General features: G+C 43.4%; 16 protein-coding genes and 1 tRNA gene. 10 read left to right on the forward strand and 7 right to left on the reverse strand.

Annotation, left to right across the window (positions count from 1 at the left end; translation table 11 throughout):
- Positions 1 to 415: 415 nt before the first annotated feature.
- The 3 genes from ACST13_RS00030 to glmS form a co-directional block, all read right to left on the reverse strand.
- Positions 416 to 622 carry a helix-turn-helix domain-containing protein gene (locus tag ACST13_RS00030; protein WP_459521171.1) on the reverse strand — a complete coding sequence of 69 codons (207 nt, stop codon included), beginning with the start codon at positions 620 to 622 and terminating at the stop codon, positions 416 to 418.
- Positions 603 to 806 (reverse strand): hypothetical protein, encoded by a 204-nt coding sequence (locus ACST13_RS00035; RefSeq protein WP_459521172.1) that lies wholly within the window; start codon positions 804 to 806, stop codon positions 603 to 605. The genes ACST13_RS00030 and ACST13_RS00035 overlap by 20 nt, the downstream gene beginning before the upstream one ends.
- Before the next feature lie 690 nt (positions 807 to 1,496).
- Positions 1,497 to 3,332: a glutamine--fructose-6-phosphate transaminase (isomerizing) gene (gene glmS / locus ACST13_RS00040; protein WP_459521173.1), complete on the reverse strand. Its 1,836-nt coding sequence runs from the start codon at positions 3,330 to 3,332 to the stop codon at positions 1,497 to 1,499.
- A 239-nt stretch (positions 3,333 to 3,571) separates the two neighbouring features.
- Between glmS and ACST13_RS00045 the strand changes: the two genes are divergently transcribed.
- From ACST13_RS00045 to ACST13_RS00065, 5 genes are all read left to right on the forward strand, one after another.
- Positions 3,572 to 5,431, forward strand: a complete 1,860-nt coding sequence (locus ACST13_RS00045) for a glycoside hydrolase family 13 protein (protein ID WP_459521174.1) — start codon at positions 3,572 to 3,574, stop codon at positions 5,429 to 5,431.
- A complete protein-coding gene (locus tag ACST13_RS00050; protein WP_459521175.1) occupies positions 5,428 to 8,181 on the forward strand; it encodes an alpha-amylase family glycosyl hydrolase in 2,754 nt (917 codons plus the stop codon). Before ACST13_RS00045 ends, ACST13_RS00050 begins: the two co-directional genes overlap by 4 nt.
- A gap of 1 nt (position 8,182) precedes the next feature.
- Entirely contained in the window at positions 8,183 to 9,826 is a 1,644-nt protein-coding gene (locus ACST13_RS00055; RefSeq protein WP_459521176.1) for an amidase, read from the forward strand.
- Positions 9,827 to 9,896: 70 nt separating this feature from the next.
- Positions 9,897 to 11,330 carry a Gfo/Idh/MocA family protein gene (locus ACST13_RS00060; RefSeq protein ID WP_459521177.1) on the forward strand — a complete coding sequence of 478 codons (1,434 nt, stop codon included), beginning with the start codon at positions 9,897 to 9,899 and terminating at the stop codon, positions 11,328 to 11,330.
- Between the two features lie 47 nt (positions 11,331 to 11,377).
- Positions 11,378 to 13,738: a glucosidase family protein gene (locus tag ACST13_RS00065; protein WP_459521178.1), complete on the forward strand. Its 2,361-nt coding sequence runs from the start codon at positions 11,378 to 11,380 to the stop codon at positions 13,736 to 13,738.
- 85 nt (positions 13,739 to 13,823) lie between these two features.
- Here ACST13_RS00065 and ACST13_RS00070 read toward each other — a convergent pair whose 3' ends face one another.
- Positions 13,824 to 14,225: a PspC domain-containing protein gene (locus tag ACST13_RS00070; protein WP_459521179.1), complete on the reverse strand. Its 402-nt coding sequence runs from the start codon at positions 14,223 to 14,225 to the stop codon at positions 13,824 to 13,826.
- A 235-nt stretch (positions 14,226 to 14,460) separates the two neighbouring features.
- Here ACST13_RS00070 and ACST13_RS00075 point away from each other — a divergent pair, with 235 nt between their 5' ends.
- On the forward strand, positions 14,461 to 15,888 hold the full coding sequence (locus ACST13_RS00075) for a sulfatase family protein (RefSeq protein WP_459521180.1): 1,428 nt from the start codon (positions 14,461 to 14,463) through the stop codon (positions 15,886 to 15,888).
- A 58-nt stretch (positions 15,889 to 15,946) separates the two neighbouring features.
- Here the strand turns inward: ACST13_RS00075 and ACST13_RS00080 are convergent.
- From ACST13_RS00080 to ACST13_RS00090, 3 genes are all read right to left on the reverse strand, one after another.
- Positions 15,947 to 16,018 (reverse strand) — tRNA-Arg (locus ACST13_RS00080).
- 12 nt (positions 16,019 to 16,030) lie between these two features.
- Positions 16,031 to 16,747: an RluA family pseudouridine synthase gene (locus tag ACST13_RS00085; protein ID WP_459521181.1), complete on the reverse strand. Its 717-nt coding sequence runs from the start codon at positions 16,745 to 16,747 to the stop codon at positions 16,031 to 16,033.
- A 180-nt stretch (positions 16,748 to 16,927) separates the two neighbouring features.
- Positions 16,928 to 18,079, reverse strand: coding sequence for an anhydro-N-acetylmuramic acid kinase (locus ACST13_RS00090; RefSeq protein WP_459521182.1), 1,152 nt, complete (start codon positions 18,077 to 18,079; stop codon positions 16,928 to 16,930).
- A 68-nt stretch (positions 18,080 to 18,147) separates the two neighbouring features.
- Here ACST13_RS00090 and lhgO point away from each other — a divergent pair, with 68 nt between their 5' ends.
- The 4 genes from lhgO (at position 18,148) to ilvB (ending at position 24,715) form a co-directional block, all read left to right on the forward strand.
- Entirely contained in the window at positions 18,148 to 19,347 is a 1,200-nt protein-coding gene (gene lhgO / locus ACST13_RS00095) for an L-2-hydroxyglutarate oxidase (RefSeq protein ID WP_459521183.1), read from the forward strand.
- Positions 19,348 to 19,356: 9 nt separating this feature from the next.
- On the forward strand, positions 19,357 to 21,105 hold the full coding sequence (locus tag ACST13_RS00100) for an ABC transporter ATP-binding protein (protein WP_459521184.1): 1,749 nt from the start codon (positions 19,357 to 19,359) through the stop codon (positions 21,103 to 21,105).
- A gap of 104 nt (positions 21,106 to 21,209) precedes the next feature.
- Entirely contained in the window at positions 21,210 to 22,886 is a 1,677-nt protein-coding gene (gene ilvD / locus ACST13_RS00105; protein WP_459521185.1) for a dihydroxy-acid dehydratase, read from the forward strand.
- A gap of 86 nt (positions 22,887 to 22,972) precedes the next feature.
- Entirely contained in the window at positions 22,973 to 24,715 is a 1,743-nt protein-coding gene (gene ilvB / locus ACST13_RS00110; RefSeq protein ID WP_459521186.1) for a biosynthetic-type acetolactate synthase large subunit, read from the forward strand.

Consider the following 24,715-nt stretch of genomic DNA (forward strand, 5'->3'; position numbering starts at 1 on the left):
AGTATGCCAATTCATAATTGGGGAATTATTATTAACCAGTTTTTGGCTATATTTGAAAAAAGGGTCCGAATTTAAATGAAAATCCGAACCCTTTATTTTTTACTTACACAGTTAATGGGATAGTGCCTTTTAGTTTGATTAAACAATCCTTTAAAATACAGAACAATCTGTAATCTAATTTTTGAGAATTCCATCAAGTAAGGTAAAATTATCAGTTTATTGATAATCTCGTATCCAGATTCGGGTTTTGAATTTAAACTACCTAAATTTCCATCTATTAGTGGTTAAGGTTGTAGAAAAGGTGGATTCTCTCGGTTCCACCTTTCTCTTTTCCTTCAAACAAAGAAAGGTTTTTTGAAATACTGATAGGATACTTATGTGGAGTGTATTTTCGGGAGTGTATCTAATTCAATTCTTACACACTAGTCGGAGTTAAACTCACTTCACACAACCCATCTTTCATCTGATTTTCCCACCTCATTAAATCCTCTCTCCTGATGTATTTTTTGTGAGATGATATTTCTATCATTGGTAACCCAAACCTCCTCCTCCACTCTTCTATGGTACTTCTATTGACCTTATACATCTTCATTAACTCTTGTTTACTTATTCTTTCTTCCATTTGTTTTTTCCTCTTCTTTTTTTAGTAATTCATTGAATTTGGTATTGTACCCAACTCTATCTTGTCTTATTCTGAATTCTTCTAATTCTTGAGAGAAGTTCTTTATCAGTTCTGATTTTGTTCTCAATTCGGATACTACTTCTTTCATATTATTAAGTATCCATTCTTTTTCAGTTGTATTCATTTTCATATTTGTTAATTAGATATAGTAATCCCCTTTAAGGTTTTACCCATTTTTTATGTTTAACCCTACATTTCAACAAACCAGTTCGTAATACACCCATATTTGTTTTATAGTAGAACAATTTTCAGAACTATCGGAGAAACCTCATCCGTTATTGTTTAGTGTTATTTCAACCATACAGATTACAATCCGACTTCTAACCCATTAACTATTCATTTGAACCCTCGTGGGTGGTTGGTATTTTACCCTATGTTGGATACCAGTTCTGTATATAAGTATCAAGAAGTGTGGGAAACGTTAAAAAATTAGAAAAATTTTGAAATTATTCTCTGTTGTAGGATTCAAACATTGATTTGATTGTCTTGAATACCTCCACAATTGGTTGAGAAACGATAATGATATCTTTTCGATTTACTCTCTCCATCCTTACTTTACCCTTTTTATATATACCAAAAACGTGTGGAGGAGAAAAGGGGTGACCTTCAGGAGTAAGAACTCCTTCATCATTTAAGATTTTTGAGATTTTTCGATAACCGATAGGGGTAAGAATATCTTCTTTATAACCTCTAATTTTTTCGAATAAATCAACTTGTGAATCCTTATAGTTAGATTCCCAAAAAGACGTTGATTCTATTGTTATATTGAACTTTACTAGTAAGATGTAGGGGTAAGAAAAATGACCTGTTTCTTTTATTCCACCGTCACACTCTTAGCCAGATTCCTCGGCTTATCCACATCCAGCCCCCTCATGACCCCGATGTAGTAAGAAAGAATCTGCGTAGGAATCACCGAAACAAGTGGCGCTAATAATTCGTCCACTTCTGGAACCACCATCACGTGATCAGCCATGTCGCGGATTTGGGTGTCGCCTTCTGAGATGACCGCGATTACCATGCCTTTACGGGCTTTGATCTCTTGGATGTTCGAAACGATTTTTTCGTAGTAGGCATCCTTTGTTGCGATGAATAAAACCGGTAAGTTTTCGTCTACTAAGGCGATAGGACCGTGCTTCATTTCTGCCGCTGGGTAACCTTCCGCATGGATGTAGGAAATCTCTTTAAGTTTCAAGGCGCCTTCTAAGGCTACCGGGAAATTGTATCCGCGACCTAAGAATAAGAAGTCACGTGCGTCTGCGTAGTGCTTCGCTACTTCTTTGATGGATTCGTGTGTTTCTAAAACGGCTTTTACCTTTTCCGGGATTAAAGCTAGTTCGGCTAAATAGCGGTTGTATTCTGCTTCGGTAACCGTCTTCTTCTCGCGGCCAATTTTGATGGCCATCATCGCTAAAACCGTTAATTGTGCGGTGAAGGCTTTGGTACTTGCGACACCGATTTCGGGTCCTGCGTGTGTGTAAGCGCCGGAGTGAGATAAACGGGCAATGGATGATCCTACCGCGTTCACAACCCCAAAAATAAAGGCACCTGCTTCTTTCGCTTTTTCGATAGCGACTAGGGTGTCGGCTGTCTCCCCACTTTGGGAAATAGCAATCAATACATCGCCTTCGCCCACGACTGGATTTCTGTAACGGAATTCAGACGCGTATTCTACCTCCACCGGAATGCGGCAAAGGGTCTCGATCATGTATTCCGCGACTAAACCGGCGTGCCAGCTCGTTCCGCAAGCCACGATAATGATGCGTTTTGCTTGAGAGAAAACGGACATGTGCTCTTCCACACCAGCCAGCGTTAAAGTCAGGTTTTCCATGTCCAAACGTCCACGTAAACAATCCGTTAAACTGCCGGGTTGGTCAAAAATTTCTTTCAACATGAAATGGTCGAAACCGCCCTTTTCGATTTGGGCTAATTCCATGTCTAATTGTTGTATATACGGTGTAATGTTTTCGTTACCTAAGTTCTTCAAGATGATCTCATCTGGAAAAATGATCGCTAATTCGTAGTCGTTTACGTAAATAACTTTCTTCGTGTATTCGATGATAGGGGAGGCGTCAGAGGCCAAAAAATGCTCGCCATCGCCTACGCCAATCACGAGAGGAGACCCTTTACGAGCGGCAATCAAACGGTTAGGAAAACCTTCTTCCATCACGATAATCACATAAGCGCCCACCACGCGTTTCAATGCGATACGCATTGCCTCTTCCAGGGAAGAATTGTTGTTGATTTGGATGTCTTCGATGAAATTCACTAAAACCTCCGTGTCAGTTTGGCTTTGAAACGTATAGCCTTTCTGAATTAACTCCTGCTTTAAAGAACCGTAATTTTCGATGATTCCATTATGTACCAAAGTCAAACGACCACTATTCGAGCTATGCGGATGCGCATTCGCATCTGACGGCTCCCCGTGGGTTGCCCAACGGGTATGACCGATTCCGACCGTAGCGGTAGAAATGATTTCCTCATCCCAAGCCTCTAGCTCGACCACGCGGCCTTTTTTCTTAAATGTGTTCACCATATCGCCAAATAAAGCAATACCAGAACTATCATATCCACGGTATTCCAAGCGCTTTAGGCCCTTTAAAATAATGGGATAAGCTGCCTGATTTCCGATGTACGCTACGATTCCACACATAAAAGAGGTAATTTATATTTGTATTATTTGAATAATTAGTCGTTTGGGCCATTGAGGCTCATTTTCCTAGCAAATATCTCCAATTTGATGAATAATACCAAATTTATCGGAAATGTTTTACTTATCGGTACATCGATAATATAGGATTCTTCCGTGAATGCTCCGCCGTATCGCTATTTTTGCCTATTTTCGTATAAGCAATAATACTGCCCTTCAATCATTCACTATTAATTTATTTTATGAAAAAAGTCCTTTTTCTAGGCCTCCTTTTTTGCGCCTCTTTCTCCCTCATTTCTCAAGACTTACGCGTGGAACCGCTGAATTGGTGGGTAGGGATGAAGAACCCGAATTTACAATTATTGATTAAAGGTAAAGACCTTAGCGGAGGCGTTGTGACGTCTTCGAAGCAAGGTTTGACCGTGAAAAAAGTAACGAATGGCGATAGCCCGAATTACTTATTTGTCGACTTGATTGTGGAGGCGGGAGCTCAGGCGGGAACGTATCCTTTGGTGATTAAAAAGAATGGCGCCGTGATTTATACGGTAAATTATTCCTTGGAGGCTCGGGCGAGAAATTCAGCGAATCGTTCGTCTTATTCTACGAAAGATGTCATCTATTTAATTACCCCAGATCGCTTTGCAAATGGCAATCCGGCGAACGATAAATTCGCAGGAATGCGCGATATGTCCTTGAATCGGGCTGCGCTGTATGATCGCCACGGTGGGGATTTGAAAGGAATTATTGACCATTTGGATTATATAAAAAATATGGGTTTTACGGCTATCTGGAATATGCCGGTGGTAGAAAATGACCAAACGCTAGAAAGTTATCACGGGTATGGAATAACGGATCATTATAAGATTGACCGTCGTTTTGGGACGAATGAAGAATACCGCGAATTAGGGATGAAGATGGAGGCGAATGGCATGTATTTGATCAAAGATATTATCTTAAATCATGGCGGAAATGGCCATTGGTGGATGGAAGATAAGCCGTTCAAGGATTGGATTAATTTTGGTGGAAAATTCACATCGACAACACACCGCCGCGAGACGGTTCAGGATCCACATGTATCGAAATACGATGCGAAATTACAGACGGAAGGTTGGTTCGTGCCAGCTATGCCGGATTTGAATCAGAAAAATCCGTTCATGCAGCAATACATTATCCAAAACACGATTTGGTGGATTGAGTATGCGCATTTAGGAGGACTTCGCATCGATACCTACCCGTATTCGACGAAGGAATTCGCGACTATGTGGTCGGATGCGGTTCTACATGAATACCCAAATTTGAATTTGGTAGGCGAGGAATGGTCATCTAATCCGATCATCACCTCGTACTGGCAGCGTGGAAAAGTGAACCGCGATGGCTATAAATCGTCATTACCGGCTTTGATGGACTTTCCATTACAGAATGCGATTTCGGAAGCGATGAATGAAAATGATAAGGACTGGGGCAAAGGTTTGAACAAAATCTACAGTGCCATTTCGAACGATCTAGTCTATGCAAATCCAGATAATTTGGTCGTATTTATGGATAACCATGATATGTCCCGCGTCTACACACAGATGAAGCATGACCAAGCACTTTTGCGCATGGCGATGACGTATATTTTCACGACGCGTGGAATTCCGCAGGTGTTCTACGGCACAGAAATTTTGATGTCTAACCCTAAATCAAATGAGCATGGCGAGATTCGCGGTGACTTCCCAGGTGGCTGGGCTGGCGATGTTAAGAATGCCTTTACGGGTGCGAATATGACGGCAGATGAGAAGGCGACACAGGATTTCTTTAAGAAGATGTTGAACTGGAGAAAAGGCTCTGAGGCGATTCACAAGGGAAAATTAGTGCATTTTGGACCAGAGAATTCCGGAGAAGGAAACGGCGTTTACGTCTATTTCCGTTATACGGATAAGGCCAAAGTCATGGTGGTACTGAACAAAAATACCGATGCACGCGCCATCGATTTAAGTCATTACGAAGAAATTTTGCCGGCTGGGGCGAAGGCACACAATGTGATGGAATCTACGGATGTAGTTTTCTCTAAAACACTGAGCGTGCCAGGTAAATCGGCTCAAATCTTTGAAATCCGATGAGGATCTTATTCGTCCTACTTTTCTCTTTCTCTGCTTTTGCGCAAGTAACAACAGAGGAAATTTTCCCCACGGGAGATAAAGAGATTACCTTAATTTTTGATTTGAAGCTCGCAAAAGATTCGCGGGCTTCCGGTCTATTAGGCAAAACAAGCGACGTCTTTCTATGGTCCGGTGCCGGAGATGCGGATCCAGGAGATGCCTTTAAATACCAGCCTGCTGGTCAAACCAACTTCAGCGTTCCTTTTGAAAAAGGAAAAATGACCTCCTTAGGTAATGATAAGTGGTCGATTAAATTAACTCCGCGTTCCTATTTTAGTGTACCAGCTGCAAATCCGATTGTGAAGTTAGGCTTGCTTTTAAAAAGTGGAGACGGGAAAGCACAGACGGAAGATTTTATTCTGAAACTTTACACGGGTTCGTATGCCTTAAAGTGGCTATCACCTACAGAGTCCTTTACCTTAGCGGAGGCGGGAACATCAGTGAACGTCCGTGCGAAATTTTCCTCGACTTCATCGATTAGTTTGAAATCGGCCGGAACAGTGCTGGCTTCTGCGTCGTCGTCCGATTCCATCAATTATACGTACGCATTAGGAACCGAAAAAGGTAAGTTGCACACCCTGATTTTAGAGGGAACTTCAGGAACTTCCAGTATAAAAGATTCAGTGCGCATTTTAACCAAACCTCTCGTGGTGACGGAAGCGCTGCCTGCCGGAATTAAGGATGGCGTTAATTATGTGGGAAACAAGGTGGTGCTTTGTTTCTATGCGCCTTCGACTTCTTTTGTCTATGCCATCGGCGAGTTTTCTAACTGGTCGGCTTTGCCCGCGTATCTAATGAAACGCACGGCGGATGGCTTACGCTATTGGATTGATTTAGGGGTTCAAGAGGCTGGCAAAGAAGTGGCCTATCAATATTGGGTGGACGGGAAATTAGCGGTGGCGGATCCGTTAACGGAGAAGATTTTAGATCCTTCGAATGACTCCTATATTTCGGCAACAACCTATCCATCGCTGAAAAAGTATCCAACCGAAGCAAAAGGAATCGTGTCCGTTTTTGAATCAGGAGCGACGCCTTATGTGTGGAAGACAACAAGCTTTACGCGTCCGGCTTCATCGAATTTGCACGTATATGAGTTATTAGTGCGTGATTTTGTGGCAGATCGTCGCTATAAAACGGTGGCAGATTCGCTGGGCTATTTGAAAAAATTAGGAATTAATGCGCTGGAATTGATGCCGGTGGCGGAGTTCTCGGGTAACGATTCTTGGGGCTATAATCCCATTTTTTATACGGCTCCGGACAAGGCCTATGGGACGAAAAATGACTTGAAGTATTTGATTGACAAATGCCACGAAAATGGGATTGCGGTCATTATGGACATCGTGTTGAACCAGGCGGATTATGAGAATCCCTACGTGAAAATGTATTGGGATGGTGCTAAACCTACGGCGACGAGTCCGTTTTTTAATCCAACTGCGACGCACCCCTACAGTGTCTTTTTTGATTTTAATCACGAGAGTTTGCACACGCAATGGCTCGTGGATGCGGTGACGAAGTTTTGGTTAGAAGAATATAAAATTGATGGCTATCGCTTCGATTTGTCCAAAGGTTTCACCCAAACCCCCTCCGGTACTAATGTAAGTCAGTGGGGGCAATACGACGCGTCCCGCGTGAAGATTTGGAAAAGAATCTATGATAAAATTCGTTCCTACGATGCGTCTGCCTATGTCATTTTAGAACATTTTGCGGCGAATAATGAGGAGAATGAATTAGGGAATTATGGAATGCTTTTGTGGGGAAATAGCAAATTTGATATGGCCAAAATTGCACAGGGATATACCCAAGATTTCAGTCAGGCATCGTATAAAATGCGTATGTTTACAAATCCAAGTGTCGTGAATTACATCGAATCCCACGACGAAGAACGCCTGATGGTGGAGGTCGCGAACGGAGGTAAAAAGACGTTTACGGCACAGGAAAGGCTAGAAAGAATGAAGATGGCGGCGGCCACTTTCTTCACGATTCCAGGACCTAAGATGATCTGGCAATTTGGCGAATTAGGCTACGATGTGACGATTAATGAAAATGGTCGCACGGGTGCTAAACCACTAAAATGGACTTATGCGCTAGATTCAGAGCGCTCGAAATTACTGAAAGTGTATCAGCAACTAGGGGCTTTGAAGACCTCTAAACCGATATTTACTTCGACGGATTTTACCGTGGGAGCCATCGGTGCTGTTAAACGGAATTTACTCACGAAGGGATCTGATTACCTGTTGGTCATTGCGAATCCAGATATTACCTCCCAGGCAATCTCTGCGACTTTCCCTAAAACTGGTCTTTGGTATGATTATTTCAGCGGTAAATCATTTGAGGTGAATAATGCGGAGGCCAAAATGAATTTACTCCCTGGCGAATTCCACCTACTGACCAATGTGGCATGGAACACGTCTGATTTAAAATTAGTGCCTTGGGCCATTCCTGATTTTAATATTTTAGGCGTGGAGTCGGAATCACTTGCTTTACAGGTGTATCCAAATCCTGCTCAAGAATATGTGAAGGTTGAATGGGTGGCTGAGCAAACAGGCGAAACGGTATTACACTTTGTAGACAGTGCAGGCCGCGAAATTTTACAAAAAAACCTGATGCAAATCAGCGGCAAAAACACCCACAGTTTTACCACCCAAAACCTGGTAAAAGGCGTATATTTCATCCAAATAAACAATATTCGAGCCAAACTAGTTGTACAGTAACATGAAAAAAATCGCCTTTTTGCTGCTCTTCGTTAGCCCACTTTTCGCACAGGCACAGACTAAGTCTGATCTTTCCGGCGCAGCTAACTTATTTGATTTGACGTTCACTACTCAGGAATTAGACACCCTGTATTCGGACGTGGTAGATAATCTAGCGAATTACAAGGCGATGCATGCTTTATCGTTGAATAATAATGTGCCTTTGAGTCTTTGGCAAAACCCCAAACTCCCGGGGATGAAATTTGATCAAACGCAACGTGCGGTGGTGTGGCCGGCGGTTCGCGTGACTCTGCCGAAAAACCGCAATGACCTAGCTTTCTATTCCATCGATCAACTAGCGCATCTCATAAAGACAAAACAAGTCACGTCAGTTGAGTTAACAAAGTTTTTCATTGAACGAATCAAAAAGCACGGTGAAACTTTGCAATGTGTGATTAGCCTTCAAGAGGACCTAGCCTTAGCACAAGCGCGTCAAGCAGATCAGGAAATCGGCGCAGGAAAATACCGTGGTTTACTACACGGAATTCCCTACGGTTTGAAGGATTTGTTTGCCGTAAAAGGGACGAAAACGACTTGGGGCGCTGCTCCATACAAAGATCAGGTCATCGATGAAGATGCCTACGTATATGCAAAATTGAAAGAATCAGGCGCCGTTTTAGTCGCCAAATTCACGCTAGGCGCTTTAGCCATGGGCGATTATTGGTACGGAGGACGAACGAAAAATCCGTGGAATTTAACTTATGGATCATCTGGTTCTTCGGCAGGTTCTGCGTCTGCGACTGTGGCCGGTTTAGTCCCTTTCGCGATTGGAACGGAGACTTGGGGTAGTATTGTTTCGCCAGCCACCACTTGTGGTGCGACCGGATTGCGACCTACTTTCGGGAGTATTTCTCGCTCAGGAGCGATGGCATTGAGTTATTCCTTAGATAAAGTGGGACCTATATGCCGTTCCGCAAACGATGCGGCTATCGTTTTTAATTACCTGCACGGAACGGATGGAAAGGATTTGGCAGCCGTCAACATGCCCTTTAATTACCAGGCAAATCGACCGGTGAAAGGCATGAAAATCGCCTATGCGAAAAATTATTTTGACAAAATAAAAGATACCACCCGCAGCGAATGGAAGGTATTAGCGGAATTAAAGAAACAAGGTGTGGAATTAATTCCAGTCGATTTTCCAGATGAAAACGTCTACAAAGTAAACATCATGGATGTGGTAATCGGGGCGGAATGTGCGGCACAATTCGACGAGATGACGCGTAAAAATATTGACGATCAACTCACCCGCCAAACCAAATACGACTGGCCGAATCAATTCAGAACGGCTCGTTTCGTTCCGGCCGTGGAATATATTAACGCTCAACGTCACCGCTACCTTTTGATGCAGGAAGTAAACAAAGTCGTGTCACAATACGATGCGATTATTTGTCCTTCTCGCGGCGGGGGTAATCAATCTGCGATCACGAATCTGACGGGTCATCCGGTCGTTTGCGTTCCTACGGGATTTGATGCGAAAAACAGTTTACCTACGGGAATTTCCTTTGTAGGGAAATTATATGATGAAGGCACTTTATTGCGTATCGCGCAATTTTACCAAGATCATACGAAGCACGAGGAAGCGCATCCAGGGAAATTTCTGAATTGACTGATTTATAGTAGTTTATAATTTTATTTATTTCTAATTTAGAAACATAAACCTATAAAACTATTGAATCATGAGCATCTCCAGACGTGGCTTTTTAGAAAAAAGCGCCTTAGTATCTAGTTTTTTTATTGTTCCTCGCCACGTTTTGGGCGGAAAAGGATTTTTAGCCCCTAGCGACAAATTGGTAGTGGCGGGTATAGGAGTAGGAGGAAAGGGTAAGTCGGATTTGAAAAAATTCTATGAAAGTGGAAAAGCCGAAATTGCTTTTCTATGCGACGTAGATGATCGACAAGCTAAGGACTCTGTAGCCGCTTATCCGAAGGCGAAATACTACAAAGATTGGCGTAAAATGATGGATGTCGAATCGAAAAATTTCGATGCTGTGTCTGTTTCTACACCCGATCATAACCACGCCGTTCAGGCGATGGCTGCCATGCAATTAGGCAAGCACGTGTACGTTCAAAAACCGATGACTCACGATATTTATGAGGCGCGCATGTTAACGGCGGCGGCTGATAAATACAAAGTGGTGACTCAGATGGGAAATCAAGGGTCCTCTGGTGACGGTGTTAGACAATTAGTTGAATGGTATGATGCCGGAATTATAGGGGATGTTCATACGGTCCAAATTTGGACCAACAGACCCATCTGGCCACAAGGGATTCCTTGGTCATCAGCGAAACCTCCGGTTCCAGCTGGTTTAGACTGGGATTTATGGTTAGGAACCGCTCCTTCGAAGGATTATGTAGATAATTTGATTCCAGGCTCTTGGAGAGGCTGGTGGGATTATGGCACGGGCGCATTAGGCGATTTAGGTTGCCATTTAATGGAAGCGCCTTTCCGCGTTTTGGGATTAAAATATGCCTCCGATGTACAAGCAAGCGTAGGAAGTGTATTTACCGCATTTGGCCAAAGAGGCGTCTTCCCAGACAGTTGCCCTCCATCAAGTCACGCGACGTTGACATTCCCGAAAACAGCTAAAACGAAAGGTGCTGTCACCATGCACTGGATGGACGGTGGTATCAAACCAGAGCGTCCAGAAGAGTTAGGACCGGACGAAATGTTTGGCGACGGAAACTCTGGCATCTTGTTCATCGGAACTAAAGGCAAAATGATGGCCAGCGAATACGCGGCTAATCCACGTTTATTACCTCTTTCTAGAAATCAAGAAGTGAAGGTGAAGCAAAAGTTAGAGCGCGTACCGGGCAGTGCAGATGGTCACTATGCGCAGTGGGTAGAAGGTGCGATTGCTGGTTACGGAAATAAACAAATGAGTTCATCATTTGAAATGGCTGGACCATTAACGGAAGCAATCTTGATGGCTAATCTTGCGATTCGTGTAGCCGATATGCCTTTCCCTCGCACTACTGGAAAAGGAAATCACTATCCAGGATCGAACACGAAATTATTGTGGGATAATGAAAATATGCGCGTAACGAATTTCGATGCCGCCAACCAATTCGTAAAGCGTTCGTACCGCGAAGGCTGGAGTTTAGGAGTTTAAGAAGTATTTGACCGAGGTCTCATAGAATTTGATTAATTTCATCTTCTATGAGACTTCTTTTTTTATTACTGATCAGTGGCAGTCTATTTGCCCAAAGAAAGGTGTCCGACTACATTCGGTCATCGGAATCCATTCATGGGCAAGCTGCGTATTTATCCACTCCCTTCGTTACGGCGGGCGATAAATTATATCTCGTAGGCCACCAAGACGGAACATTTCCTCCCTTAGGGTGGCATGTGAAGGATGAGATGGGCGGGATTTGGGCACACCCCATTAAATTAGTAGACGGTTTCGAAGCCTCCTATGCTGACGGTGAAAAAGTTGTTCAGCTGGATAAAGCATCTTCCTTCATCAATTATCCGTTCGCAAATCAGCACGAATACGCGGGATCAGAAATCCAAGTAAGCAGGTTTCAATTTGTTCCCGATGGGAAGAAGGCGGTCTATGTAGAATATGTTTTTACGAATAAAACGTCAGTCAAAAAATCCATACAATTTTCGATTCGTACGCGTTCTAACCTGCGACCCGTTTGGATAGGGGAAAGGACCGGGATGCTAGATTCGAAGGATTTTGCTCAATTTAAGGAGGGCAAAACGGTGCTGCGTGATTCAGCAAATACGTGGTTTGCCGTGGTGGGGAGTAATTTGCCTGCTAAGTCCGAGGCATTGCCTCGTCTTCCAGAAAAGCCCAATGTTGCTATCTCGAAATCAACCTATTCGCTGGAGATTCCTGCTAATGGAAGCATTTCGTTTCCTTTTGTGGTAGCAGGTTCCATTTTTTCGGAGTCCGAAGCCTTGGCCTTATTTTCAGAAGTAGTAGAAAATGGCCCCACTTTAGCCCTAGCTAAAAAGCGTCGTTTTCAAAAAATAGCTGCTCAATCTGACATCCAAATTTCGGATGCCAATTTAACGCAAGCGATGCACTGGTTAAAATATAATGCGGATTGGTTAATCAATGATGTGGATGGAATCGGTCGCGGAATCACGGCGGGCATGCCGGATTATCCTTGGTTTTTTGGAGGAGATATGACTTATTCCTTACAAGGTTTGATATCTTCTGGACGTAAGGATTTGGCCTATAGTACGATTGATTTAATCGCGAAAATTTCAGAAAAAACGAATGGGAATGGCCGCATCGTGCACGAAGTCAGCACAAATGGATCTGTTTATAATCCAGGGAATGTCAATGAAACACCTCAGTTTGCGTCTTTAATCTACAAGGTCTATTCTTGGACCGGGGATCGCGCTTTTTTAGCCCAGTATTTTCCTCTGGTAGAAAAAGGCTTAGCTTGGTTGATGCAACAGGACAAGGATCATAATCTGATTCCGGACGGAAATGGAATGATGGAAATACACGGTTTGGATTCAGAGATGATCGACGTGGCGGCCTATTCTGCCAAAGCCTATTTAGACGCCTCTAAGATGGCTGAGCAATTAGACCGTGCGGATTTAGCGCGTCAGTATTTGGCGAATTATGAAGCCATTCGATTAAAAATCAACCGTGATTTCTGGGTACCCTCTTCTAATTCCTATGCAGACTTTTTAGGGACAAAAGCTCAGGCATTGCGCTTAACGCAGGATGCCATTGAAAGAGCTCGTGGTTTGAAAAATGACTGGGCCGTGGAGGAATTGCAGGTATTGCAAAAGCAAATTACAGCGAATCCAGATACCTCGAAACGAGGCTTTGTGCTACACCATAATTGGGTGGTGAATACGCCCATGGAGACCGGTTTAGCAGATTCAGAAAAGGCAAAGGCGGCCCTGAAAACCGCAGAAAAATTTCGCAATAAATTTGGGATGTATGTGACCGGGATCGATCGTTCCGCTAATTCAGATAAGGCGGAGTCTTATGCGGCCAAAGTAGGAAAATCTGAATTCACCTACACCGGAACCGTGATGACTTTACCCACGGGTGTGCAAGCAATTTCTGAGAATAATTATGGACATCCTAATCAGGCGTACGATTTAGTCCAACGCATGTTGCGCACTTTTTCTTTTGCTTTGCCCGGATCTATCTATGAAGTTTCCCCTGATTATGGGATGATGACCCAGGCCTGGAATAGTTATGCGTTTGAGGTACCGGTGATACAGCAGTTTTTCGGTATTCAACCTTTGGCCTATAAAAAAGAGATTGATCTACAGCCGTCCTGGCCAGATGCGTTACGTTCAGGATCTATCAAGAACGTGGAAATAGGGGATAACTCTTTGTCGATTTCTTATGAGCGTGCTTCGAAAAAAAGCACCTATATTTTGCAGCAAAAAAAGCCATGGACGATATATTTTAGTCCTAAAACAGCAACCTACAAACGCTGGGTATTAGACGGCGAAATCGTGAAACCATCGGTTCGAAATGGGCGCCCAACGCTAAAACTTAAAGGATGGCGCCACCAGCTGGTTTTAATTGATTAGCTTAGTAAATGTGGCAGTTGAAAACAAAAGAGGATTCCACTTCTATGGAATCCTCTTTTGTTAATTATTTCAGATTAATTGAAATTTATAATACAACCCCCTTTGTTGGAAGTTTTGGAATAAAAAATCCGCCAATATAAATCCATCCAATAATAAAGAATCCTGCAATAAAAAAGGCTAATCTTACCACCCCAATTTGAATGCCATATTTATGTGCAATACCTCCACAAACACCTAAAAGTATTTTTTCGTCAGAACTGGCATAAAAACCATCATATTCACTTGAAGCTGATGTTGCAGTTTTGAATGTTGATTTTATTGCTTTTTTGTCTAAACTAACTCCACATTTAATACAAATCACTTGTTTTTCATTTGTATCGCTACCACAATTATGACAGAAATTAGTTTCTGATAATGGGTTACATCCGCATTTGACACATGCGACACTGTTTTCACTTACTTCATTATTACAATTTCTACAGAACATAGTATTAAAATTTAAGTTTAATTAATTATAATGGTTTGATGCAAGGTGGTGTTGTTTTACAAAAAATAATAAATTATTTATTTAACGGTATTTTTTTTCTAATATCTTAAATGAAACTCATTTCTTAGCATTGATTACTTAGTATAATTAGAGCTAATTGATATTTTGGAATTTTCCAGGGGTTGTGTATATTCAATGAAAAATTACGTGTGCGCAGCGAATGAATACTAAACCTATGAAAAAATATCTCCTCCTTGTTTGTTTGTTGGCCTTTGCCAGCTCGCAAATTTTTGCCCAAAAAAAGCCAAACATCATCGTCATCTTAATGGATGATTTAGGTTATGGGGATTTAAGTAGCTACGGTGCGAGTCAATACCAAACGCCTAATTTGGACCAAATGGCAAAGAATGGAATTAGGCTCACTAATTTCCTGTCCGCACAGGCCGTATGTAGCGCGTCAAGGGCCGGCCTTCTGACAGGTTGCTATCCGAATCGAATAGGTATTTCTGGAGCCCTTTTCCCCAATTCCCCCATTGGAATTAGCAAAGAGGAAGAGACTATTGCGGAGATTTTAAAAGCAAATGGGTATGCGACTGGTATTTTTGGCAAATGGCATTTAGGGGATTCTGAACGATTTTTGCCCACCCAACATGGATTTGATGAGTATGTGGGCATACCTTATTCGAATGATATGTGGCCCGTACATTTTGATGGTACCAGAAACGCCATAAATCAAAGAAAGGATTTTCCGGAACTCCCCCTTATTCGAGGTTCTAAACCAGAAAGGTTTATCAAAACCTTGGATGATCAAGCACAACTGATCAACATATTGACTCAAGAATCCATTAAATTCATTGAAAAAAACAAGGCAAAACCCTTCTTCGTTTACATGCCTCATCCCATGCCACATGTGCCCATCAATGCCTCAGCAGCATTTAAAGGAAAGAGTAAGCAAGGGCTTTATGGTGATGTTATGATGGAAATGGACTGGTCTGTGGGGGAAATTCTGAATACACTCAAGCGCTTGAAAATCGACAATAATACACTGGTGATTTTCACATCAGATAATGGACCATGGCAGAATTTTGGCAACCATGCTGGATCAACCGGTGGTTTAAGAGAAGCAAAAGGTAGTTCATTCGAAGGCGGCCAAAGAGTTCCCTTTATCGCCCAATGGAAAGGTCACATTCAAGGCGGAAAAGTCAACAATGGCCTAGCCTCTAACATCGATCTTTTGCCCACCATTTGTGCCATCACTAATTCCAAATTACCCAGTAAAAAAATTGATGGAGTCAATGTAATTCCTCTTTTACAAGGCGATGATAAAGCCGAACCTCGAAAAGAATTTTTATACTATTACCGAAAAAACAATCTAGAAGCTGTCAGAAAAGGTCAGTGGAAATTAGTTCTAGCACATCCAGGAAGAACTCATGAAGGGTTTATGCCAGGCCAAGATGGGTTTCCAGGAAAACTCCAAGAGGACTTCCCATTCCCTGAGGCATTATATGATTTACGAAGAGATCCAGGCGAGCGATATGATGTTCAATCCTTATATCCAAAAATCGTAGCTGAATTAAAGCTATTAGCCGAAAAAGCAAGGGAAGAACTAGGCGATGATTTGACTCAAAGAAAAGGAAAAGAGAATAGGGCAGTCGGCCAATAGAATAAGTTTTGCATATAAAAGGCTTCCTGATAACAGGAAGCCTTTTTAATTACCGGTGTGGCCCCGGAAGGAATCGAACCTTCATATTAGGTACCGGAAACCTACATTCTATCCATTGAACTACGGAGCCAGGGTTGTAAAATTACGAATACTTCTCCAAAGTCTTAACCAGCACATTGAAATCTTTTGGATACGGTGCCTCCACCGTGATCGGGTCGCCATTCATCAGCTTGAACGATAAACTATGGGCATGAAGGGCTACGCGCCGCATCACAGGAAGTTCTTCGGTCTGTTTTTTGAGATGAAAATTGCGTTTTAAATCGGACAAAAAGACCTCTTTGCCGCCATACATACCATCACAAACGATGGGCGCTTTTAGGCAAGTTAAGTGAATACGGATTTGGTGCATGCGCCCTGTAATAGGCATACATTCGACCAAAGTATAGCCCCGGAATACTTTCAATGTGCGAAACCAGGTTTCGGCGTGCTTTCCTTTGGCCCGATCAATCACCACTTTTCCATCTTTCAAGGGAAGAATCGGAAGGTTCACTAGAAATCCATCCCAGTCCTGCATTCCCTCTACCACCGCGTGATAGCGTTTCGCCGTCTCCCGGTGTTCGAATTGCATGGAAATATGTCGGTAGGCCTCCGGATTTTTGGCGATTACTAAAGCACCTGATGTTTCTTTGTCCAAACGGTGTCCCACCTGTGCATCCGACGAATATTCCTTCGCTAAACGCAAGATCGCCGGCGCTAAATCATCTTTCCGCTCATCCAGCGTCGAAATGCCAGATGGTTTATTGATGACGATAAAGTCAGCATCCTCAAAAAGGATGGAATCGGTAAATTTGTATTTCATGTTTTGCGCCGCGTGGCGGCGTAGTAATCAGTAATCAGTATCCAGTAATCAGTCCGGAGGAAATGAGTCCGGAGGATTTTTCACTATACTCATCGCCATAGGCGATTCCAACTTTATTCTTTGTGCTTTATGCTCTATGCTCTAATCTATACTCTCTACTCTACAATCTATTATCTAAGCCTACAATGAAATCTTACCTAAACTCACCCACGGCGAATCCCCTAACCTCTCCGCACCAGGCGAATCAGCTAAGGTCTCATTCGCTAATAAAGCAAATAAAACAGCTTCTTTCGCTGCAGAGGGCATACCTAATTCATCACTCTCGCAAACGCGGAAAGGAAGAAGCTCGGCTAAACGGGCCATGATCACCGGGTTTTTGCTACCGCCACCACTGACGTAAACCGTGCCTTCTATGTCAGAAGGAATGTAGGTTTTCATGGCGAGGGCGATGCTTTGGGCGGTGAATTCGGTTAATGTCGTGACTAAATCATCCGGGCTAATGGAAGCGTTAATGAGGTCTAAATTAAAATATTCGGGGCCAGTGCTTTTAGGGAATTGATCCTTGAAAAAGCTCAGGCTCATCAGTTCTGCTAAAATTCCTGCGTCGATTTTTCCGGAGAGGGCGATGGCGCCATCTTCGTCGTAGGCTTTATTGAAATAGCGGCGGACGGCAGCGTCGATCAAGGTATTTCCGGGGCCAGTGTCTGTTACTAAAATCCCAGCTGGATCTCCTGAAGCCGGTAAATAGGTGAAGTTTCCGATGCCACCTATGTTTAACAGTATGCGGTCTTCCCCTTTTTGAGAGAACAGAAAATAATCGCCAAACATCGCCAAAGGCGCCCCTTCGCCACCGGCTGCCACATGTTTTTGGCGGAAGTCGGAAAGAGTAATGATGCCTGTTAATTGGGCGATATGATCACCGTCGCCTATTTGCAAAGTGGAATGCGGTAATTGCCCAGTTCTGTCGGGGCGGTGCATGACGGTTTGGCCATGAGAGGCAATCGCGTCTACCTCGGAAGGTTGAATACCCCAGGAGGCTAAAACTTCTAAAATGAGCGAAGCGTGCAAACGTCCAATTTGCGCGTTAAGCGTCGAAAGGGTGGGAAAATGAATGTTTTCTTTGGCAAAAACCGAACGAATCGACTCCTTAAAATCTGCCGGATAGGGGCGGGTGTCGTAATGCAAAATCTCGTACGAGGTGTCCAACCCAAAACCAGTAAATCGAACCAAAGCCAAATCCAAACCATCCAAGGATGTGCCCGACATCAAACCTAAAATGGTCCGTGTAGGGGCTTTGGAAATCTGATAAAGTTGCTCGATCCGCGGGTTCATACTTCAAAGCTACGAATAATTCTTTTTACCATCGTTTCGCCGTATATTTGTTATTCAATTTTCAATTTATGGCATTAGACGTAATCATAGTAGGCGGCGGCATCGTCGGCCTGGCGACAGCTCATCGTTTATTAGAAGCACGCCCAGAACTTAATATCGCTTTGTTTGAGAAGGAAAGCATGGTTTCGATGCACCAAACAGGCAATAACTCCGGCGTAATCCACTCGGGATTATACTATAAACCAGGCTCTTTGAAGGCAAAAAATTGCATCGAAGGCTACCATCAATTGATTGAATATTGCACACAAGAAAATATTCCATTTGAGTTGACGGGAAAAATTGTGGTGGCTTCCACGAACGATCAGCGGGTTCAGTTAAATGATTTATACCTAAGAGGTCAGCAAAATGGCCTAGATGGATTGAAAAAATTGAGCTTATCCGAAATGCGGGAATACGAGCCGCACGTGACAGGGGTAGAGGGGATGTTTGTTCCCCAAACAGGCATCGTGGATTACCGTGCCATGGCTGCAAAATTAGCCGTAGGAACCCAAATCAAGGGTTGCGAAATGCACCTGGGCGAACAAGTCATTGATATCAAGAAAGGTTTGACTTTTTCCATCGTGGAAACAGCGAAGTCGGTTTACGAAGCAAAATTAGTGATCAACTGTGCAGGACTTTACTCAGATAAAGTGGCGCAGATGACGCAGAGAGAACCTTTGGACGTGCGCATCGTGCCGTTCCGTGGGGAATATTTCAAATTAAGAAAAGAGAAAGAATATCTAGTGAAGAACCTGATTTATCCGGTGCCAGATCCGAATTTCCCCTTCCTAGGCGTTCACTTTACGCGCATGATGAAAGGTGGCGTGGAGGCAGGACCGAATGCGGTTTTGGCCTTTAAAAAAGAGGGTTACAAGAAATTAGGGATTGATGTGAAGGAGCTTTGGGACACCTTAACCTGGCCAGGATTCCAAAAAGTAGCCCTGAAATACTGGGAAACTGGTTTAGGTGAAATGTACCGCAGCTTCTCGAAAGAGGCCTTTACTAAAGCCTTGCAAGTATTGATTCCAGAAATCAAAATTGACGATTTAGTCGAAGGCGGCGCGGGCGTAAGAGCCCAGGCCTGCGATCGAAATGGTGGATTATTAGATGATTTCTCGATCGTGGAAGACGCGAAAGTAATCAACGTATTGAATGCGCCTAGTCCAGCGGCAACCTCTTCTTTAGCGATTGGAAAAACCATCGCAGAAATGGCCCTGACCCGATTTTAAAATAAGTACATGAAATTATTACTGAATTATTTACAGGTATACCGCTGGCGCGTACTGGGGGCTTTGGCTCTAGCAGCAACGAATCAGATCTTCTCCTTGATGGATCCCTATATTTTTAGGAAGATCATTGATGATGTGGCAGCGGTCTACCGCTCAAATACCCACACGATGGATCAGTTCGTTTCGGCGATTTGGCCTTTAGCCTTAGCGTCCGTGGGCGTGGCTTTCGTGAGCCGGGTGGCGAAAAATTTTCAGGATTATTTTATTAATACGGTTACCCAAAAAGTAGGCGCAAACCTCTATTCAGACGGGATTCGTCACTCTTTAGAGTTGCCTTACGAGACTTTTGAGGACCAAAGATCAGGCGAAACCCTGGGTAAACTCCAAAAAGTCCGCACCGATGTCGAAAAACTGATCACCTTAGGAATCAACATTTTATTCCAATCGGTCATTGCCTTAATCTTCATTTCGGTCTACGCCTTTTCAGTGCATTGGATGGTGATGCCCCTTTTCTTAGTCACGGGTCCATTAATCGGTTACGTTTCGTCCGTTTTAAGTAAGAAGATTAAAGTCATTCAAATCGAAATCGTCAAAGAATCGACCGGCCTGGCGGGATCTACCACGGAATCATTGCGCAATATCGAGTTAGTGAAATCCCTCGGTTTGGCGGAGCAAGAAATCGCTCACTTAAATGCGACGACGGAGAAGATCCTAAAATTAGAATTGAAAAAAGTCCGCTACGTCCGTTCGATGGCCTTCGTTCAAGGAACCTGCGTGAACTTATTGCGTATGCTGATGGTGGTCGTGTTGATCTACCTGATTTACGAAGGAAAGATTACGATCGGTCAATTCTATTCCCTCAACATTTATTCATTCTTCCTTTTCAACCCATTACAAGAAATTGGTAATGTGGTGAATACCTACCGCGAAGCAGAGGTTTCTTTACAAAACTTCGAACAGGTGATGAGTATTCCGGTGGAGAAGAAGCCAAAAAATCCTAAGTCCATCTCAGCTATTCATGAATTGAAGTTCGATCACGTTTCCTTCAAACATCAGTCGGCTACGACAGAGGCTTTGGATGGAATTACCTTCTCCGTGAAAGGCGGCGAGACGATTGCCTTTGTGGGGCCTTCGGGTGCCGGGAAGTCGACTTTAGTTAAGTTGCTAGTAGGTTTGTACCGTCCCAAAAAAGGTCAGGTCTATTATAACGGGGAACCAAGTGATGCAATCGATTTCGATGAATTACGTAAGAAAATTGGTTTCGTAACGCAGGATACGCAATTGTTTTCTGGTTCGATTCGCGAAAATTTATTGTTCGTAAACCCGAAAGCGACTGACGCACAATGTTTAGCCGTATTAGACAAAGCCGCTTGCCAATCGCTTTTAGCCAGAGCTGACAACGGATTAGATTCCTTAATCGGTGAGGGTGGTGTGAAGGTTTCTGGTGGAGAGAAGCAGCGTTTGAGTATCGCGCGCGCCTTGTTGCGTGATCCAAACTTATTGGTTTTCGACGAGGCGACCTCGGCTTTGGACTCCTTAACCGAAGAGGAAATATCCGAAACCATTCGTTCTTTATCCGTTGATACGGAGCACCTTACCATCTTGATTGCTCACCGATTATCGACGGTGATGCATGCGACTCGGATCTATGTGTTAGAGAAAGGAAAGATTGTAGAACAGGGCTCGCACGACGATTTAGTGGCGAGCAAAGGATTGTATTTTGCGATGTGGAGACAGCAGGTAGGAGAAAACAAATAATTAATTTTGTTTTTTCTATAAATGCCAAAGATTCTTTGGCATAAACTACCCTCCTGCAAATCGAATTGCGTATATTTATGGTTTGAAAAAATTTCTTACACCCTATGTCATTAAATAAATATTCACGGACATTAACTCAGGAAGTCTCTAATCCCGCTGCGAAAGCGATGCTTTACGGCATTGGCTTAACCACCGAGGATATGAGTAAAGCCCAAATCGGTATCGCCAGCACAGGCTACGAAGGGAATACCTGTAATATGCACTTGAATGGACTTTCTGTTCACGTGAAAAAGGGAATTCAAGAGAATGGAATGGTCGGTTTGATCTTCCACACGATTGGAGTTTCAGATGGAATGACCAATGGAAATGACGGGATGAGCTATTCTTTGCCATCACGTGATATCATCGCAGATTCAATTGAAAATGTAGTAGGAGCACAATGGTACGATGGCGTTATCGCCGTGGTAGGTTGTGATAAGAATATGCCAGGCGCTATGATGGCGATGGCTCGTTTGAATCGTCCAGGTATGTTAGTATACGGTGGAACGATTCGCAGCGGTTTATACAAAGGAGAAAAATTAGACATCGTTTCGGCTTTCGAAGCTTTGGGAAAAAAATATGCAGGAACCATCTCTGACGAGGATTATGAAGGCGTGATACGCAATTCAATCCCGGGAGCAGGGGCTTGCGGCGGTATGTACACAGCAAACACAATGGCATCCTCCATGGAAGCGATGGGCTTAGTATTACCGAATTCATCGACCTATCCAGCGACGCACGAAGGGAAGAAAGAGGAGTGTTTGGCGATCGGTGCAGCGATGAAAATCTTATTAGAAAAGAACATTTGTGTGCGTGATATTATGACCCGCAAAGCTTTCGAAAATGCGATGACGGTAGTGATGGCGCTAGGTGGAAGTACGAATGCAGTTCTACACTATTTAGCGATCGGTCATGCGGCAGGGATTTCATTTACATTGAAAGATGTACAAGATATTTCGGATCGCACGCCTTTAATCGCTGACCTAAAACCAAGTGGTAAATACTACATGGAAGATGTGTTAGCGATCGGTGGCATGCCAGCTATTTTGAAGTATTTACATAGCGTAGGCTTATTGCACGGCGAATGTATGACGGTGACAGGAAAGACGATGGCGGAGAATCTAGCAGAGGCTCCGGACTTGAATTTTGAGACGCAAAAAATCATTTTCCCTATTACGCAACCATTAAAACCATCAGGTCACTTGCAGATTCTATATGGTAATTTAGCCCCAGGCGGTGCCGTGGCTAAGATTACAGGAAAAGAAGGCGAGCGTTTTGAGGGTATTGCGAAAGTTTGTGAGCGTGAAGAAGAAGTGATTGAATATATATCTAAAGGGGAAATCAAAGCAGGTCACGTGATCGTGATTCGCAATGAAGGACCTAAGGGAGGACCGGGTATGCCGGAAATGCTTAAGCCTACTTCGGCCGTTATCGGCGCAGGATTAGGTAATTCTGTAGCGATGATCACAGATGGTCGATTCTCAGGTGGTACGCACGGTTTTGTCGTGGGTCACGTGACGCCAGAGGCACAAGAAGGAGGTCCGATCGGTTTAGTAAAAGATGGCGATAAGATTACGATTGACGCCGTGAATAATACCTTGATCTTACATGTTTCTGATGAGGAATTAGCAGAACGCAAGAAAAATTGGAAGCCTATTGAGTCTCCATTCAAGCAAGGTGTTCTTCGTAAATACATTAAAAACGTATCCTCAGCGAGCGAGGGATGCGTGACGGATTTATAAGAAAAATATTTTTTTATCTATCCAGAAGGCTTAATTTAGACCTTCTAAAACAATTGAAACAAAATTTCTGACTAGTTTTTAAAACCATGGGACAAACCCAAACTCAGACCGAAGCAGCGAATCAACCTGACCAAAAGAAATTTTTGTCAGGGGCACAAGCTATTATGCAATCACTGGTAGAGCAGGGGGTGGATACTATTTTTGGCTATCCAGGTGGTGCAATTATGCCTACCTATGATGCCTTATACGATTACCAAGATCGCTTAAAACACATTTTAGTTCGCCACGAACAAGGGGCAGGTCATGCAGCGCAAGGCTATGCACGTATGTTAAACAAGGCGGGCGTTTGTCTGGTGACCTCCGGTCCTGGTGCCACGAACTTGATTACACCTATCGCTGATGCGATGTTGGATTCAACTCCTATGGTGTGTATTGTAGGTCAGGTGAAAGCCAATTTATTAGGAACAGATGCCTTTCAGGAGTGCGATCTAATCGGTATTTCCATGCCGGTAACGAAGTGGAACTACCAAGTAGTGGATGCAGATGAGATCCCAGAGATCATGGCGAAAGCCTTCTACATCGCGGAAACAGGTCGTCCTGGCCCCGTTTTAATTGATATTACGCGCACGGCTCAAACGGATTTGATGACCAAACCGTTCGAATATATTCCTTGTAAGTCGATTATTTCCTACAAACCTCGTGTAGAGCCTAAGGCAGAGCACGTGGAGGCTGCAGCGAAATTAATTAATGGAGCAAAACGTCCTTATATCTTAGCCGGTCACGGTATTATAATTGCAGGTGCGGAAAAAGAATTAAATGATTTCGTAGACAAAACAGGTATTCCTGTGGCTACCACCTTATTAGGTATGTCTTCTATGGATGCGGATCATCCGTTATATGTGGGTTGGCCAGGTATGCACGGTAATTATGGTGCTAATGTTTTAACGAATTCTTGCGACGTTTTAATTGCCATCGGAATGCGTTTCGATGACCGGATTACGGGTGATTTAAGTACCTATGCGAAGCAAGCAAAAGTAGTTCACATTGAAATCGACCCAAGTGAAGTAGATAAAAATGTGAAAGCGGATGCTCCCGTTGTAGGCGATGCGAAGGCAGCACTTCGGGCTCTTTTGCCTTTAGTGAATAAAGCGAATCACAGCGAATGGAGAGCGGAGTTTAAAAAATACGACGACGAAGAGTACGAGAAAATCACGAAGAAAGACTTATTCCACGAAGGGGATAAGATCAAGATGGGTGAGGCCGTTAATCTTTTGTCTGTTAAAACGAAAGGCGAAGCTGTCGTTGTGACTGACGTAGGTCAGCACCAAATGATTACTAATCGCTATTATCGTTTCAAAAAACGCAATTCGATTGTTACTTCCGGTGGCGCTGGAACAATGGGCTTTGCCCTACCTGCTGCTTTTGGAGCAAAGGTGGCGGTCCCAGAACGCGAAGTAGTGGCGGTCATCGGTGACGGTGGTTTCCAAATGACCTTACAAGAACTAGGCACCATCGCGCAAAGCGGTTTGCCAGTGAAAATAATCATCTTGAATAATAACTTCTTAGGAATGGTTCGCCAATGGCAGCAGCTCTTCTTTGCGAATCGTTATTCGTTCGTAGAACTTCAGAATCCTGATTTTATCACCATTGCAAAAGGTTTTGGCATTGCAGGCCATACGGTATCTGATCGGGCAGACTTAAGTAATTCTATCGATACTTTATTGAATTCAGATAAGCCTTATCTGTTAGAAATTATTTGCGAAAAAGAGGAAAATGTATTCCCCATGGTACCTGCTGGTGGCTGTGTAACAAGTATTAGGCTGGAATAA

The organism is Aquirufa sp. A-Brett2-W8 (genome assembly GCF_054558755.1).

Bases quoted from the DNA above. Each gene is read 5' to 3' on its own strand.
- ACST13_RS00030 (WP_459521171.1), bottom strand. From the start codon at position 622: ATGGAAGAAAGAATAAGTAAACAAGAGTTAATGAAGATGTATAAGGTC.
- ACST13_RS00035 (WP_459521172.1), bottom strand. From the start codon at position 806: ATGAATACAACTGAAAAAGAATGGATACTTAATAATATGAAAGAAGTA.
- glmS (WP_459521173.1), bottom strand. From the start codon at position 3,332: ATGTGTGGAATCGTAGCGTACATCGGAAATCAGGCAGCTTATCCCATT.
- ACST13_RS00045 (WP_459521174.1), top strand. From the start codon at position 3,572: ATGAAAAAAGTCCTTTTTCTAGGCCTCCTTTTTTGCGCCTCTTTCTCC.
- ACST13_RS00050 (WP_459521175.1), top strand. From the start codon at position 5,428: ATGAGGATCTTATTCGTCCTACTTTTCTCTTTCTCTGCTTTTGCGCAA.
- ACST13_RS00055 (WP_459521176.1), top strand. From the start codon at position 8,183: ATGAAAAAAATCGCCTTTTTGCTGCTCTTCGTTAGCCCACTTTTCGCA.
- ACST13_RS00060 (WP_459521177.1), top strand. From the start codon at position 9,897: ATGAGCATCTCCAGACGTGGCTTTTTAGAAAAAAGCGCCTTAGTATCT.
- ACST13_RS00065 (WP_459521178.1), top strand. From the start codon at position 11,378: ATGAGACTTCTTTTTTTATTACTGATCAGTGGCAGTCTATTTGCCCAA.
- ACST13_RS00070 (WP_459521179.1), bottom strand. From the start codon at position 14,225: ATGTTCTGTAGAAATTGTAATAATGAAGTAAGTGAAAACAGTGTCGCA.
- ACST13_RS00075 (WP_459521180.1), top strand. From the start codon at position 14,461: ATGAAAAAATATCTCCTCCTTGTTTGTTTGTTGGCCTTTGCCAGCTCG.
- ACST13_RS00085 (WP_459521181.1), bottom strand. From the start codon at position 16,747: ATGAAATACAAATTTACCGATTCCATCCTTTTTGAGGATGCTGACTTT.
- ACST13_RS00090 (WP_459521182.1), bottom strand. From the start codon at position 18,079: ATGAACCCGCGGATCGAGCAACTTTATCAGATTTCCAAAGCCCCTACA.
- lhgO (WP_459521183.1), top strand. From the start codon at position 18,148: ATGGCATTAGACGTAATCATAGTAGGCGGCGGCATCGTCGGCCTGGCG.
- ACST13_RS00100 (WP_459521184.1), top strand. From the start codon at position 19,357: ATGAAATTATTACTGAATTATTTACAGGTATACCGCTGGCGCGTACTG.
- ilvD (WP_459521185.1), top strand. From the start codon at position 21,210: ATGTCATTAAATAAATATTCACGGACATTAACTCAGGAAGTCTCTAAT.
- ilvB (WP_459521186.1), top strand. From the start codon at position 22,973: ATGGGACAAACCCAAACTCAGACCGAAGCAGCGAATCAACCTGACCAA.